The sequence below is a fragment of the Rhodanobacter umsongensis genome (assembly GCF_042654965.1).
Taxonomy (GTDB): Bacteria; Pseudomonadota; Gammaproteobacteria; order Xanthomonadales; family Rhodanobacteraceae; genus Rhodanobacter; species Rhodanobacter umsongensis.
This window is the reverse complement of record NZ_JBHSMK010000002.1, coordinates 983,785-997,861: the sequence shown is the minus strand read 5'-3', so window position 1 is coordinate 997,861 and position 14,077 is coordinate 983,785. Positions and strand designations below refer to the sequence as shown.

At 66.7% G+C, this 14,077-nt stretch carries 11 protein-coding genes; 4 read left to right on the top strand and 7 right to left on the bottom strand.

Annotation, left to right across the window (positions count from 1 at the left end; translation table 11 throughout):
• Positions 1-79: 79 nt before the first annotated feature.
• On the bottom strand, positions 80-550 hold the full coding sequence (locus ACFPME_RS04815; RefSeq protein WP_377302573.1) for a hypothetical protein: 471 nt from the start codon (positions 548-550) through the stop codon (positions 80-82).
• 238 nt (positions 551-788) lie between these two features.
• On the opposite strand from ACFPME_RS04815, the gene ACFPME_RS04810 reads away from it, so the two are divergent.
• A complete protein-coding gene (locus ACFPME_RS04810) occupies positions 789-1,751 on the top strand; it encodes a hypothetical protein (protein WP_377302572.1) in 963 nt (320 codons plus the stop codon).
• Between the two features lie 111 nt (positions 1,752-1,862).
• Here the strand turns inward: ACFPME_RS04810 and ACFPME_RS04805 are convergent, their stop codons facing one another.
• Both ACFPME_RS04805 and ACFPME_RS04800 read right to left on the bottom strand, forming a co-directional pair.
• Positions 1,863-2,579 carry a hypothetical protein gene (locus ACFPME_RS04805; RefSeq protein WP_377302570.1) on the bottom strand — a complete coding sequence of 239 codons (717 nt, stop codon included), beginning with the start codon at positions 2,577-2,579 and terminating at the stop codon, positions 1,863-1,865.
• Positions 2,580-2,700: 121 nt separating this feature from the next.
• Positions 2,701-3,714: an NADP-dependent oxidoreductase gene (locus ACFPME_RS04800; RefSeq protein WP_377302568.1), complete on the bottom strand. Its 1,014-nt coding sequence runs from the start codon at positions 3,712-3,714 to the stop codon at positions 2,701-2,703.
• A gap of 217 nt (positions 3,715-3,931) precedes the next feature.
• On the opposite strand from ACFPME_RS04800, the gene ACFPME_RS04795 reads away from it, so the two are divergent.
• A complete protein-coding gene (locus tag ACFPME_RS04795; RefSeq protein WP_377302566.1) occupies positions 3,932-8,089 on the top strand; it encodes a hypothetical protein in 4,158 nt (1,385 codons plus the stop codon).
• A complete protein-coding gene (prmC, locus tag ACFPME_RS04790) occupies positions 8,082-8,903 on the top strand; it encodes a peptide chain release factor N(5)-glutamine methyltransferase (RefSeq protein ID WP_377302564.1) in 822 nt (273 codons plus the stop codon). Before ACFPME_RS04795 ends, prmC begins: the two co-directional genes overlap by 8 nt.
• A gap of 155 nt (positions 8,904-9,058) precedes the next feature.
• On the opposite strand, the gene ACFPME_RS04785 is transcribed toward prmC, so the two are convergent.
• The 3 genes from ACFPME_RS04785 to dxs all read right to left on the bottom strand — a co-directional run bounded on the left by ACFPME_RS04785 (position 9,059) and on the right by dxs (position 12,694).
• Entirely contained in the window at positions 9,059-9,346 is a 288-nt protein-coding gene (locus ACFPME_RS04785) for a hypothetical protein (RefSeq protein WP_377302562.1), read from the bottom strand.
• Entirely contained in the window at positions 9,337-10,545 is a 1,209-nt protein-coding gene (locus ACFPME_RS04780) for a DUF6861 domain-containing protein (RefSeq protein ID WP_377302560.1), read from the bottom strand. The genes ACFPME_RS04785 and ACFPME_RS04780 overlap by 10 nt, the downstream gene beginning before the upstream one ends.
• A 259-nt stretch (positions 10,546-10,804) precedes the next feature.
• Positions 10,805-12,694, bottom strand: a complete 1,890-nt coding sequence (gene dxs / locus ACFPME_RS04775; RefSeq protein WP_377302558.1) for a 1-deoxy-D-xylulose-5-phosphate synthase — start codon at positions 12,692-12,694, stop codon at positions 10,805-10,807.
• A 137-nt stretch (positions 12,695-12,831) separates the two neighbouring features.
• Here dxs and ACFPME_RS04770 point away from each other — a divergent pair, with 137 nt between their 5' ends.
• Positions 12,832-13,338 (top strand): low affinity iron permease family protein, encoded by a 507-nt coding sequence (locus ACFPME_RS04770; protein ID WP_377302556.1) that lies wholly within the window; start codon positions 12,832-12,834, stop codon positions 13,336-13,338.
• On the opposite strand, the gene ACFPME_RS04765 is transcribed toward ACFPME_RS04770, so the two are convergent.
• Positions 13,335-13,952 carry an HNH endonuclease gene (locus ACFPME_RS04765; RefSeq protein ID WP_377302554.1) on the bottom strand — a complete coding sequence of 206 codons (618 nt, stop codon included), beginning with the start codon at positions 13,950-13,952 and terminating at the stop codon, positions 13,335-13,337. The two genes, ACFPME_RS04770 and ACFPME_RS04765, sit on opposite strands and share 4 nt — an antisense overlap.
• Between the last annotated feature and the right edge of the window lie 125 nt (positions 13,953-14,077).

The window sequence follows — 14,077 nt, the reverse complement described above, 5'->3', positions numbered from 1 at the left end:
TGGAACCGAAACAGCCGGCACGCGCAGCGTGCCGGCTGTTTCATTTTCGTGGGCCGAAGAGCCCTTGGGCCAGCCGTTGTCAGGTCGTGGCGACGACATCCTCAGGCACGTTGGCCTCGATCCAGCCGGTGATGAAGACCTCCAGCGCCACCCGTGGCGGCACTTCGATTCCGGTCTCCCGCGCGAACGCCGCCGCCGCCCTGATGAAAGATTGCCTCGATTGGCTGGAGGCTTGCCGCGCGGCGGCCTGCTGCTGCCGCAGTTGGACGATCTGCGGCGACGGCTGGCCCGGCCGCGCGAACTTCTGGTACCGCCGCAATTCATCGGCCACCACGTCGGTATCGAACGACGCCTGCAGCACGGCGTGACGCGCCTTCAGCAGCTGGATCAGATGGCTAGCAGCTGGCGTCGGTCGGCCGGAGTCCCCCTCTATCAGAAGGACGCGGGCAAGCGACGGCGGCAGCGCGCCCGCAGGCACGGGCGCGGATGCGTTGATGCGCTCCAGCAGGCTCAGGAAGCCGGCGTGGGGGAAGGGCTTCGGGGTTGCCATGGGAGCCTGGTTCTGGAGAGGTTGGACGATACGTCCTTCATGGGCGGGATGCCACGGCGGCGTCGAAAGCCGCCGGGTAACGGCAAGCGATCATGCGGCACGCCGGCGTCTGGCATTCCTTCTTGTTGGCCCTAGAATCTCCACGTAGCGCGGACGTCTTCCGCTGCAGCTCATGGCCTGCCTGCGGCGACGTCATTCCACACAACGTGTTCCACCGGCATCGCCTACAGGGGGCTTGATGATCGAGCTGGAAATCCAGGGCCTCTCGGAAAATCGGGAGGGCCTGCTGATCGAGGTCGGCCGACTCGTCATGGCCAGCGGATTCACCTTGCAGCGGCAGCGTCTGCAACAGGATCACCACGGCATCCTGCTGACGATGGTCGTGCGCGGACCACCGCGCAAGAAGCGGACGCTCGAGGCGGCGCTGGACGCCTGCGACCGCTTCATCAGCGTCAAGGTTTTTCCCTTCGTCGAGGGCGAGCCAAATCCACATTTCGCCGCGTCGCCCAAGCGGGTGGGATCGGCGGCCGTGGTCCCGCCGGCGGTGGCCGTTGCTTCGACAGCAGCCGTGCACGCCGCGACGCCGATGGCTGAGGACCGGATCCGGAACGTCGAGCCGGTCGCGGCATCCGCGCCGGAGCCGCCTCGCGAGCCGCCGGCGGAGCCGGAGTTCGAATTCATCCTGCCCACGCCGCGCGCGTCCGCACCGGCGCCCGCGCCCGTGGTCACGACACCGTTCGTCGAGCTGGTGCCGCTGGAGCCGGATGCAGCGGCCGTCGAGAAGGCGCTGCGGGAACTGGAGTACGACTACCCGCAGATCGTGCCGCAGCTGCTGGCGCTGGCGCACTCGGTCGCCGCAGGCGCACGCGAATCCTCGCTCGCGCTGGCGGGGCAGCGCGCGGGTGCGTGGGTGTTCGCGCGCGAGTACGCGCTGGATGACGGGCTGGATTTGCGCGAGGCAATCGAGCACATCGGGACCCCCGCACTGCGCGCGCTGGTCGAGGTCGACCAGCAGGGCGCCCAGCTGCATATCCGCGACAGCCCGCTGTGCACGGAAGACGGCCATTCCGGCTGCAGCTTCTTCAGCGGTTTCCTGGAAGGGCTGCTCGGGCCGGCCATCGCACCCGGTGGGTTGTCGATCTTTCCAGTCTGTTGCCGGAGTTACGGGGCGGACGAGTGTGTGTTGGCGATTTCGGATTGAGTGAATGTGGCAGCGGAGAAGTGTCCTGCTGGTAGTTGAAGCAGAGTAGAGCTTTCGCCCTCCTTAGGCGCACGAAAGCCTTTCAAAGGAAGCTAGCAGATCTGCGGACTCCTAATGACCAAACATGGACATTGCTCTCTGCGCCGCAGGATCCTTGGAAGACGCTGATACGTTCCAATTGGCAACTGCCATCCCAAGATCATCCATGCAAGCTGTAGAAATTTTGTCCATGCAACTGGTCTTGGCCGGTAAGAATGCAGGCAACAAATTAACTAAAGCAATCCACTTCGAGTTGGGTTCGAACATCGGATTCGCCTCGACTTGATCAGCTCGGTCTTTAGCTAGTCGACCAAGCGTTATATCTGGATCGTCACAGTCACTCAACCAAACCAATCCATCTTTCGCACCAGCATGAACCGCACATGCGAGAAGGACGGCATCACTCTTCTCTTGGACCAGTGCCATTTGAGAGCCGCATAGACTTGCTTGCACACCTCGAAACTTTGCCACCGCACAGGAACTCGATGGCTGCTTCTCAATCGCCATGAGCTTGCCGGCGACGATTGCGACCTTGTTACGATAGTGGACATCGGCGGCCGCCGCATCCGCTTTGTAGGCCCGGGCCAGATCGATATCCCGCACGCTCAGAGCAAGCAATGGCCGGTAGTAGTCATAACCGCGGCCACCCACTAGATACTCATGAACCTCAGACAAAAACACATTTGCCATCAGAGTGTGCTGCTGCGGACTCAGCTTCGAAGCTGCCGCAGGGAAAGATGCGATGGGCTGCATCACCGTCAGCATTAATAACATCCAGAATGATTTCATCGACCGTGTACCCCATCTTCAAACTATACGATCAATGCGTCGTACGCGCACGATGGACTCCCTTGGCGATTCTCGCTGATCTCAGCGTTATCTGAACGCAGAACTCAGAGAGCATTGCCCATCATGCCTGCGCAGCCACCCGCAACACCAACTTCCCCCGATGACTCCCATCAAACAACCGGTTGAGCACCTCCGGCGCATTCTCCAACCCCTCCGCCACCGTCTCCTCCGCCTTCAACTTCCCCTCGCGAATCCATCCGCCCAGCGCCTGCACGGCCTCGCGCGTCTTGGTGTAGTCGAGCACCAGAAACCCGCGCATGCTCAGGCGCTTCATCACGAACACGCCGAAGTCGTCGCTGGGGCGTTCGGTGCTGTTGTAGCTGGAGATCAGGCCGCATAGCGCGACGCGGCCGCCGATGACCATGCGCGAGAGCACCGCGCGCATCACTTCGCCGCCCACGTTCTCGAAGTTGACGTGGACGCCGTCGGGGGTGGCCGCTTTGAGTTGCTGCTTGAAGTCGGCGGCCTTGTAGTCGACGGCGGCGTCGAAGCCGAGTTCGTCGGTGAGGTAGCGGCACTTGTCGGCGCCGCCGGCGATGCCGACGACGCGGGCGCCCATGATCTTGCCGATCTGGCCGGCGACGGAGCCGACCGAGCCGGCGGCGGCGGAGACCACCAGTGTTTCGCCGGGTTGCACCGGGGCGATCTCGGTGAGGCCGTAGTAGGCAGTGACGCCGTTCATGCCGGCGGCGCCGAGCAGGGTGGGGAGCGGGATGCCGGGGTCGGCGGGCAGGCGCACGTAGCCATTGGCGTTTTCGTGCAGGACCAGGTAGTCCTGCCAGCCGGTGACGCCCTGCACCAGGTCGCCTTCGTGGTATTGCGCCGAGCGCGACTGCACCACGCGACCCAGGCCGAGCGCGCGCATCACTTCGCCGATCGCCACCGGCGGCAGGTATTGCGGGATGTCGCGCATCCACACGCGGTTGGTCGGGTCCATCGAGATGTACAGCACGCGCACCAGCACTTCGCCGTCCTTCAGCGCGGGCACGGGCTGTTCGACCAGGTCGAAATCCTCGCGCCGGACCAGGCCTTCGGGGCGCGTCTTCAGGCGCAACTGGCGATTGATCAGGGACATGCGGTTCACCGTGATGAGGACGAGGCGGATCGCATTCCACTATACGGCGCTGTCGTTATCGCCATGTAACCCCTTTGTGTCGACGACTGCGTTCAATCATTGATCGGAAATGTTGGTGCGCGGACACCCCGAGGGCGCGACCGGGGCCGGGCAAGGCTGTTTGACTGTCGCGTTCCACTTACACTGTGCCGGCCGCACGGCACACAGGGAGAACTGCATGCTTGCTCGAATGCTCGGACTGCTGGGTCTGTGGCTGCTGCTCGCCACACCGTTGCCGGCACAGGATGTACCGCCGCCGTTGCGCGACTGGCAGAGCTGGGTGCTGCATGACGTGCCGCAGCACGACTGTCCGTTCCTCGCCAACCAGATGCCGGGCGAGGGCAGCTATCAGTGCGCCTGGCCCGGTCGGTTGATCATCGATGCCGGCAAGGACGGCGGGCGTTTCAGCCTGGACGTGCACGTGGATGCGCCGAGCTGGGTGGCATTGCCCGGTGACGCGAAGGCCTGGCCGCAGCAGGTCGGTGCGAACAACCAGCCGGCCACCGTGCTGGAGCGCGCCGGCCAGCCGATGCTGTGGCTGACACCTGGCGACTATCAATTGCGCGGCACGCTGCCGTGGACGGCGCGTCCGGCGCGCTTGCGCGTGCCGGCGTCGATCGGGCTGGTGGCGCTGAGCGTCGATGGCGCGGCGGTGACGCGCATCGAACGCAATGGCGAACAGCTCACCCTGGGCGAGGCTGCCGCCGCGCAGCGCGCCGCTGACGCGCTGTCGCTGCGCGTCTATCGCCGCCTCGCCGATGGCCTGCCGGCCACACTGGAAACGCAGCTGCAGTTCAACGTCACCGGCAGCGCGCGCGAGCAATCGCTCGGCCCGGTGTTGCCGGAGGGTTTCGTGGCCACCGCCTTGTCCGGCGACCTGCCGGCACGGCTGGAGAACGATGGCCGGTTGCGTGTGCAGCTGCGGCCAGGCCAGTGGACGGTCACGCTTGCCGCGCGTGGTGTCGCGCCGCTGGGCAAGGTGGCGCTGAAGCTGCCGACGGCACCGTGGCCGCGGCAGGAAATATGGAGCTACGACGACGATCCCGCCCTGCGCAATACCCGCGTGGAAGGCAGCGCCACCGACGCGGCCCAGGCTGGCGTGCCGGGCGAGTGGAGCGAGCTGCCGGCGTTCGTGCTGGACGACGGCGCGGGCCTGGCGATCGAGCAGGGCACGCGCGGCGACGAGGGCGGCAAGGGCGACCAACTGCACCTGCAACGCCAGCTGTGGCTGGACTTCGACGGCGGCGGCTTCAGCGTGGCCGACCGCCTCAGCGGCGAACTGCGCCATCACCAGCGCCTGGACGTGGCGGCGCCGTGGCAATTGCAACGAGCCAGCCAGGGCGGCGAGCCGCTGCTGGTCAGCAAGGGCGAGGGTGGCGGCAGTGGCGTCGAGTTGCGCGAGCAGCGGCTCGATCTCGACGCCGGCCTGCGCCTGCCCACGCACCGCGGCGCGATGCCCAGCTCCGGCTGGCAGCTGCCGCTGGAAAGCATCGACGCCACCTTGCACCTGCCGCACGGCTACCGCCTGCTCGGCGCGACCGGCGTGGACCGCTCGCCCGATTCGTGGGTCGGCCAGTGGAGCCTGCTCGACCTGTTCGTGGTGGCCCTGATCGCGCTGCTCGCCGGCCGTCTGCTGGGTTGGCCGTGGGCGCTGCTGGCGGCCGGCTATCTGGCGCTGGCGCAGCATGAGCACACGGCACCGCTATGGACGCTGGCCGTGACGCTGGCACTGGCGCTGCTGCTGCGCGCCTTGCCGGAAGGGCGGCTGCGCACGGCGGCGCGCGCCGGTGCGGTGGCGATCTTTGCGCTGGCGGTGCTGTGGACGCTGCCGTTCGCCGCGGCGCAGTTGCAGTACGCGCTGCATCCGCAGCTGGAAGGCGGCAGCCAGGGCGGCCGGATCGTCACGGCGGAATACGCCGAGCAGGCTGCACGGGAACAGGCCAATGCAAATGCACAGATGAAGGTGAAGCAGCAGGCGGGGCCGCTGCCGCTTCCCGCGCCGCCCGCACCGGCACCGGCGGCGGATGAGATGAGTTCGTCTGCATCATCGGCTCCGGGTGTGGTGTCACGCGATGGGTCGAGCGCGACATTGTCGGCAGTCACTGCTTCCGCTGCAGGTGTCCAGAATCTGGGTAGTGGATCGGTCGGTGTCCGCAATGACATCGACAGCCGCAGCGTGATCCAGGCCGGCGCCGGCATGCCGAGCTGGAATCAGGACAACGACTACCGGCTCGGCTGGTCCGGCCCGGTGACCGCGGAGCAGAGCACCCGGCTGGTGATCGCGCCGGCGTGGCTGGTGCGGCTGCTGCGGGTGGTCATGGTGGGACTGCTGGCGCTGCTGCTGGCGAAGCTGGTGCCGCTGCTGCTGACGCCTCTGCGCGGCCGCTGGCGCGACTGGCGCGGCGGTGCTGCGGTGGGCGGCGCCTTGCTGGCCATCGCGCTTTTGCCCGCTGGCGTGCATGCGCAGAATCTGCCCAGCCAGGATTTGCTGAACCAGCTGCGCGACCGGCTGACCGAGGCGCCGAAGTGCGCGCCGGCCTGCGCCGCCGTGGCGCAGGCGCAAGTGCAGGCCAGCGGCGACACGCTGGATGTCGCCTTGGAGGCGCATATCGGCGCCGCGGCCGCGCTGCCGTTGCCGCAAGCCGATGACGCCTTGCAACTGCTCGACGTCGGCGTGGACGGCCACGCGAATGCACCGCTGAGTCGTCGCGGCGATCAGCTGCTGCTGCGGCTGGAGCGCGGCGTGCATCGGGTCAGCCTGCGCTACCGCATCGGCGCGACCGACAACGCCAGCCTGCGCTTCGTGCTGCGCCCGCAGCGCATCGCGTTCAGCGGCCAGGGCTGGTCGCTGGCTGGCGTCGACGATGGCCGTCCGCTGGGCGACAGCATCGCCTTGCAGCGCATGCGCACGGCCAGCGACGGCAAGGATTTGCCGCCCGCGCAGAGTTTCCCGCCCTATGTGCGGCTGACCCGCCGCCTGCAACTGGGCGTCGACTGGACGGTCGAGAACACGGTCGAGCGCATCGCCCCGCAGGACGGCGGTTTCAGCGTCACGCTGCCGCTGCTGCCGGGCGAGCACCCGCTGGGCGACGACGTGCTGGTGAAGGATGGCCGCATCAGCATCACTTTCAACGCGAGCAGCGGCGCGGTGCGCTGGAGCAGCCGCCTCGACCATGCGACGACGCTGGCGCTCACGGCGCCGGCGCTGGGCGAGCGTGCCGAGGTGTGGGCCATCCACGCTGCACCGATGTGGCACGTGGACGCGAAGGGCGTGCCGACCAGCGCCAGCGACGACGGTCTGCTGTACCAGCCGTTGCCCGGCGAAAGCCTGCAGCTGGCCTTCAGCAGGCCGGTGGCGATCGCCGGCCACAGCCTGGCGTTCGATGGCGTGCAGGTAACCAGCCGTGCCGGCGAACGCGCCACCGAAACCACACTGAGCCTGCGCGCGCGCAGCACGCGTGGCGGCGAGCACGCGATCAGCCTGCCGGCCGGTGCCGAGTTGCTGGATGCGAATCGTGACGGCGAGCCGATCAACCTGGCCGTGCGCGACGGCAAGTTGAGCCTGCCGCTGCTGCCGGGCGAACACGGCTACACGCTGCGCCTGCGCGAGCCGCACGGCGTCGCCGCCCGCACGCGCACGCCGGTGTTCGCGCTGCACGCGCCGGTGGCGAACGTCGATCTCGCGTTGCAGCTGCCGCAGGATCGCTGGGTACTGTGGACGTGGGGGCCGGCCACCGGCCCGGCGGTGTTGTACTGGTCGCAACTGGTCGTGCTGCTGTTCGCCGCGTGGCTGCTGGCGCGCTACGCGCCGACGCCGCTGCGTTTCCGCCACTGGCTGCTGCTGGGGCTGGGTTTCTCCGCGTTCGCCTGGAGCGCCTACGCGCTGGTGGTGGTCTGGCTGATCCTGCTGGGCCTGCGCGCGCGCAGCACGCCATCGGAGCAACTCGGCAGCACGAAGTTCAACCTGATGCAGCTGGGCCTCGCGCTGCTCACCCTGCTGGCGCTGGTGGTGCTGATCGGCGCGGTGCCGAAGGGCCTGCTTGGCCTGCCGGACATGCACGTGGCCGGCAATGCGTCCAATGCGTGGAACCTGCGCTGGTTCGCCGACCAGAGTGCCAATGCGCTGCCCGCCGGCGGCGTGTTCAGTGTCTCGCTGTGGGTGTACAAGCTGGCCATGCTGGCGTGGGCGCTGTGGCTGGCATGGTCGCTGATCGACTGGCTGCGCTGGGCCTTCGACGCGTGGACGCGCGGCGGCTACTGGCGCAAGCCCGCGCCGAAGCCGGGCGCGGCGCCGCCGCAGCTGCCGCCGTCGGCGACGGAGCCGCCGCATGCCTGATGTCCGCAGCATGCTGGCCGCCGCCGCCGAGCGGCTCGGCGAGCGTGTCGACGCCGAGCTGCTGCTGCTGCATGTGCTGCAGCAGCCGCGCAGCTGGTTGTTCACGCATGCCGACGACGTGCCGGACATGGACGTCCAGACGGCTTACGCCGCCCTGGTCGAACGCCGAGCCGCGGGCGAGCCGGTGGCCTATATCACCGGCCGGCGCGGCTTCTGGTCGCTGGATCTGGAAGTGAGCCCGGCCACGCTGATCCCGCGCCCGGAAACCGAGTTGCTGGTCGAACTGGCGCTGCAGCGCCTCCCACTCGTCGCCATCTGCAACGTGGCCGATCTCGGCACCGGCAGCGGCGCGATCGCCCTGGCGATCGCGCGCGAGCGGCCGCGCGCGCGGGTGGTCGCCACCGACGCCAGCGCCGCCGCACTCGCCGTCGCCCAGCGCAACGCGCAACGCCACGCCATCGGCAACGTCGCCTTCGTGCACGGCGACTGGCTGGCGCCACTCACCGGCCAGCACTTCGACCTGATCGTCTCCAACCCCCCGTACATCGAAGCCGCCGACCCGCATCTGACGCAGGGCGACCTGCGCCACGAACCCGCCAGCGCCCTGGCCTCCGGTCCCGACGGCCTCGACGACATCCGCCGCATCGTGCGCGACGCCCGCGCCCACCTGCACCCCGGCGGCTGGCTGCTGTTCGAACACGGCTGGAACCAGGGAGCCGCCGCCCGCGCGCTGCTCGCCGAGTCCGGCTACACCGAAGTATTCACGAAGCAGGATCTGGAGTCGCGCGATCGGGTGAGTGGTGGGCGGTGCTGATGACTGGCCAACGTAGATTGGGAGAACCTATTCAGGCGCCCCGTTCACGCAGGTCTCCCGCTTTCATGTGCGTCTGGCCACGGTAGCACCCCTCTCAGCGGGTGTGCTTGAAATCGTAGTCGGCGGGCTTCGATGACGTTTAAGTGCTCTGATATTTAAAGCGCCGTGATCTCTGGAAATGAGAGGCCTACCTCATCGGTATCGCTGATAAAACCCTCGGTTGCTGGATTATGTGGCGTCCTCGGCGAGTACCAGTACCGAAGCGATGGCAATTCGGATTCAATGCGCTGCTTGGCAAGTGGCGATAGCCCTTTCCGCATGTGTACGACTTGGCGGACCTTGCTCCACCCCTCGGATATCTCCGCCAGGAAGTTTCCCTCCTCTATGGCGATTTCTGCGGCGCGGAAAATTTGCCTGGATTTTATATTATCCATCAGTTCCATAGTTGCACCTTCCCCACAAGTCGTAATTTGTTTCCATAGTCGCCGATAAAAAATTGTTGGGATCCACCCTTTCCAAATGCGGGATTCGCAAGGGCTTGGCCTGTGGGGATTTCAATTTCTTCCAGCACTTGGTAAATCCCGACTTCGGGTCTGTAGCCGAATACAGGGTGCGGTGCCACCTGCAGTCCGCGGAAAAGTTTGGCACTGTTCCTGCCGGAGTCAAGTATTGCCCTCTGAGTGGTGTAATAGGGTGATTGACCAGGCAGGCCACCATAAACGCGACTGCCTTTTGGGATCGTTGTCATGCTCCAATTGTCCGGCTTGTATCCCGCGCTTGTTTGGTTCTGTTGTGCCGCGGTTATCTCCGGGTGGATTTTTATTGCTGAATCTTGCTTGTTGAATGATCGACCTTTCGTCGAACCGGTCTGCGAGCCGCTGGTTTTGGAACCGTTGGCTCCTGACGGTTCGATCTTTTCGCGAGCCCGCAGCCGCGGCTCCGCCTTCAGTTTCCCCTCGTTCCTGACCATCCATTCCGCAAACTTCGGGCCGACCTTGCTGCTGCGCACGCTATCGGCGAGTTCGCGCATGCTGCCGCGACCTTTGGCGAGATAGGCGACGATGCCCATCAGCAGGAGGACGAAGACGGCAACGTGGGCGCGAGCGATCTTTTCGGCGGCGTGGCCGACGGCGAGCCGGTCGACGCGGACCGGTTGTTGCGGCAGCGGTGGCGGGGTGGCGGCCAGCCAGGCCTGGCGGATGCCGGCCCAGTAGTCGCGGGCGATGTCGGGCATGTCCTTGACGACGTACTCGGCCAGCGCCTTCAGGCCCATGGCGATGAGGATCCATTCACCGACCTGCGCGCCTGCGCCGGCGCCGACGACGACACCAGGGATCGCGCCGACCCCGGCGCCGCCGATGCTCCCGGCGACGCCGCCGATCAAGGCGCCGCCGCCGGTAGTCGTGAGCATGACGATGAGGCACTGGCGCAGCACGGCGACGATGTCGTCCACGACGCCCTGGAGGTCCAGCTCGCGGAAGTCGCGAAGGATCCAGTACGCCGCCAGTCCCTCGGAAAGCCGGATCGCCTGCTGCGCGCTGCCGGCGCGCGCCGAGATCAGTTTCGCCTGGCCGCGGATGCCGGTGGTGTGCCGGCTGGCCCAGTGTTCCAGTTGCTGCCACGAGTCGAGCATCCCGCCCATCGATACTCCCTGTGCGCACGATTCCTGTGCCTGGGCCGCAAGGTAGCTCAACGACCTCGGCCAATATCCCGCACCCGTTCAGGGAAATGCTGTCAGCCGCTGGCGTGTATTACTCCGCGTTCTTGCCGCCCGCGTGTAGGCAAAATCTGTCGACGAGTGAGCACGGCCTGCACCTGCATGGGAGGGCGCACGATGTTCCCGCTATCCGGCCCTGGTGGATCTGCGGCGGATATGGGTAGCGGCTACCGGAATGGCCGGTTCAGGCGCTGGCCTGGCTCTGCAGCCCCGCCTGCGGGAAGCGTGCGCGGATCGCGTTGCGGATGCCGGGCAGGTCGAGGCCGGCCATGCTCAGCACTTCCTCGCGGCTGCCGTGTTCCAGATAGATGTCTGGAAGGCCGAGATGCAGGATCGGCAGGGTGATGCCATGCGCGGCCAGGCACTCGGCCACGGCGGAGCCGGCGCCGCCGGCGATCGCGTTGTCTTCCAGGGTGACGAAGCCATCATGGGTTCTTGCCAGCTCCACGATCAGCGCCTCGTCCAGCGGCTTCACGAAGCGCATGTTGACCAGGGTCGCGTCGAGCTCGGCGGCGACCGTGGCGGCCGGCGCCAGCATCGCGCCGAAGCTGAGCAGGGCCAGGCCATGGCCGCGCCGGCGCAGCTCGGCCTTGCCGATTGGCAGCGTGTCGAGCTCCTGATGGATCGCGGCGCCGGGGCCGTTGCCACGCGGGTAACGCACCGCGGCCGGGCCGTGGTGCTGGAAGCCGGTGCTCAGCATCATGCGGCACTCGTTCTCGTCGGCCGGCGCCATGATCAGCATGTTGGGCAGGCAGCGCAGGAAGGTGAGGTCGAAGCTGCCGGAGTGGGTAGCGCCGTCCGGGCCGACCACGCCGGCGCGGTCGATCGCGAAGGTCACATCGAGATTCTGCAGCGCCACGTCGTGGATCGCCTGATCATAGGCGCGTTGCAGGAAGGTGGAGTAGATCGCCACGACGGGCTTTGCGCCTTCGCACGCCATGCCGGCGGCCAGGGTGACCGCGTGCTGTTCGGCGATCGCCACGTCGAAGTAGCGCTGCGGGTATTCCCTGGAGAAACGCACCAGTCCGGAGCCTTCGCGCATCGCCGGGGTGATCGCCAGCAGGCGTTCGTCGGCCGCGGCCTGATCACACAGCCAGTCACCGAAGATATCGGTATAGGCCGGCCTGGCCGGGGCGTTCTTCTTCACCAGGCCGGCCTGCGGATCGAACGGGCCGACCGCGTGGTATTCGATCTGGGCCTGTTCGGCCGGCGCGTAGCCCTTGCCCTTGGTGGTGATCACGTGCAGCAGCTGCGGGCCAGGCAGGTTCTTCACCGTGCGCAGCGCCTGCAGAAGTTGCGGGATGTTGTGGCCGTCGATCGGACCGGTGTAGTGGAAGCCGAGTTCCTCGAACAGCGTCGAGGGTACGAACATGCCCTTGGCGTGTTCCTCCCAGCGCTTGAAGAAGCGGCCCATGAAGGACTGCTTCGGAATCGCCCGTTTGGCCCGCTCGCGCCATTCGTTGAGCCGGCGGCTGGCCATGGCGCGGGCCATCATCTTGGTCATCGCGCCGACGTTTTCGCTGATCGACATGCCATTGTCGTTGAACACGACCAGCATGTCCGGCTCGGCGTCGCCGCCGTGGTTGAGCGCCTCGAACGCCATGCCGGCCGTCATCGCGCCGTCGCCGATCACCGCCACGACCTTGCGGTGGTCGCCCTTGCGCTGCGCGGCGAGCGCCATGCCCAGCGCGGCCGAGATCGAGGTGGATGAATGGCCGACGCCAAAGGTGTCGTACTCGCTTTCCTCGCGGCGGGGAAACGGGGCCAGGCCGTCCTTCTTCTTGATCGAGGTGATGCGGTCGCGGCGGCCGGTGAGGATCTTGTGCGGATAGCACTGGTGGCCGACGTCCCACACCAGTCGATCGTGCGGCGTGTCGAACTCATGGTGCAGCGCCACGGTCAGCTCCACCACGCCCAGGCCCGCGCCGAAGTGGCCACCGGAGCTGGCAACCGCTTCGATCAGGTACTGGCGCAGTTCGTCGGCCACGGCAGGCAGTTCGTCATCGGGGACGAGGCGCAAATCCGCCGGTGTCTCGATCGGTGCCAGGTGCGGGTAATGGGAGAGGTCGTTCATCTGCGTATTGTTGGCCCAGCGCCCGGGCGGAGCAAGGGCGCGGCCGTGAAGGCATCGGTCTATTCAGGGCGTTGCGCGTGCACATCCAGCATACGAGCGAGGTTGCATGCTGCCGGAGACCCTTCAGGACGCCAGCCATGGCCACTCTTTCACAGCATTTTCGCCAGTTTGCCGAAGTGACGGCCCGCAGCACCGGCCGGCCGGCGGCCTTTCTGCTTGCCGTGCTGGTGGTGGTGGTGTGGGCGGCGACCGGTCCGCTGTTCCACTTCGGCGACACCTGGCAGCTCGTCATCAACACCGGCACCACCATCATCACGTTCCTGATGGTGTTCCTGATCCAGAACAGCCAGAACCGCGACAGCGCCGCGTTGCAGATCAAGCTGGACGAGCTGATCCGTTCGACCGCTGCGCACAACAGCCTGCTGGATCTCGAGGACGCGGACGAAGAGACGCTGGAACGCATTCGTGAGAACTACCGCAAGCTGGCCAGCCGCAAGGAGAGCGCACGGGCTGCGGCGAGCAAGAAGGCCGGCGAGGAAGAGGTCGCCGAAGAAGCCTGCGCCGAGGTCGAGCAGATCGATCACGAGCTGGAGAGGCACCGCCAGAAGCAGGCCGCCGAGAACGGCAAGAGCAGTCGCGACTAGGCGATGCCGACCTGATCAAGCCGATCGCCGCGGCGCTGCCGTGGCAGCCGGCTCACCAGGAACTCCATCTGGTCGGCCAGAATGTTGCGGTTGGACAGGATCAGGTGCTCGACCCAGCTCGGCCGGTACGGTACGGCCAGCAACGGCATGTTGGCCTGCTGTGGGGTGCGGTTGCTCTTGCGCAGGTTGCAGGCAAGGCAGGCGCTGACCACGTTCTCCCATTCGTCCTTGCCGTGTTTCGAAATCGGCAACACGTGGTCACGGGTCAGTTCGGCGCGGCTGAAGTGCTCGCCGCAGTACAGGCAGAGGTGGCGGTCGCGGGCGAACAGCGCGGTATTGGTGAGCGCGGGGGCCGGATCGATCGCATGCTCGCGGCAATGGCCGGTGCTGGCGATGATCGGGTGCAAATCGATGTGGCTCTGCGCGCCGAGCAGGCGGTTGTGGCCGCCATGCACGGTGAGGCAGGGGTCGCCCAGCGTCCAGGCGACGGCATCGCGGACATACAGGCAAACCGCGTCCTGCCAGCTGATCCAGTCGAGGATGCGGCCGGTGGCGTCCAGTGACAATACGCGGGTCGCGTTGAGATCGGCCCGACTTGGCACTTCCATCAGCATGTAGATCGTCCTTCAGCCTGGGCTTCGAAAGAGCGCTTCGATAATGCGGAATGCTTGGTCCGTGTCAGCATAGAACAATTTCATTGCAATTCGCAGGCGAATACGGCAGGGCTGCCGTGGCGCGG

Excerpts from the sequence above, each read along its gene's own strand:
- ACFPME_RS04815 (WP_377302573.1), bottom strand. The coding sequence starts at position 550 with ATGGCAACCCCGAAGCCCTTCCCCCACGCCGGCTTCCTGAGCCTGCTG.
- ACFPME_RS04810 (WP_377302572.1), top strand. The coding sequence starts at position 789 with ATGATCGAGCTGGAAATCCAGGGCCTCTCGGAAAATCGGGAGGGCCTG.
- ACFPME_RS04805 (WP_377302570.1), bottom strand. The coding sequence starts at position 2,579 with ATGAAATCATTCTGGATGTTATTAATGCTGACGGTGATGCAGCCCATC.
- ACFPME_RS04800 (WP_377302568.1), bottom strand. The coding sequence starts at position 3,714 with ATGTCCCTGATCAATCGCCAGTTGCGCCTGAAGACGCGCCCCGAAGGC.
- ACFPME_RS04795 (WP_377302566.1), top strand. The coding sequence starts at position 3,932 with ATGCTTGCTCGAATGCTCGGACTGCTGGGTCTGTGGCTGCTGCTCGCC.
- prmC (WP_377302564.1), top strand. The coding sequence starts at position 8,082 with ATGCCTGATGTCCGCAGCATGCTGGCCGCCGCCGCCGAGCGGCTCGGC.
- ACFPME_RS04785 (WP_377302562.1), bottom strand. The coding sequence starts at position 9,346 with ATGGAACTGATGGATAATATAAAATCCAGGCAAATTTTCCGCGCCGCA.
- ACFPME_RS04780 (WP_377302560.1), bottom strand. The coding sequence starts at position 10,545 with ATGGGCGGGATGCTCGACTCGTGGCAGCAACTGGAACACTGGGCCAGC.
- dxs (WP_377302558.1), bottom strand. The coding sequence starts at position 12,694 with ATGAACGACCTCTCCCATTACCCGCACCTGGCACCGATCGAGACACCG.
- ACFPME_RS04770 (WP_377302556.1), top strand. The coding sequence starts at position 12,832 with ATGGCCACTCTTTCACAGCATTTTCGCCAGTTTGCCGAAGTGACGGCC.
- ACFPME_RS04765 (WP_377302554.1), bottom strand. The coding sequence starts at position 13,952 with ATGCTGATGGAAGTGCCAAGTCGGGCCGATCTCAACGCGACCCGCGTA.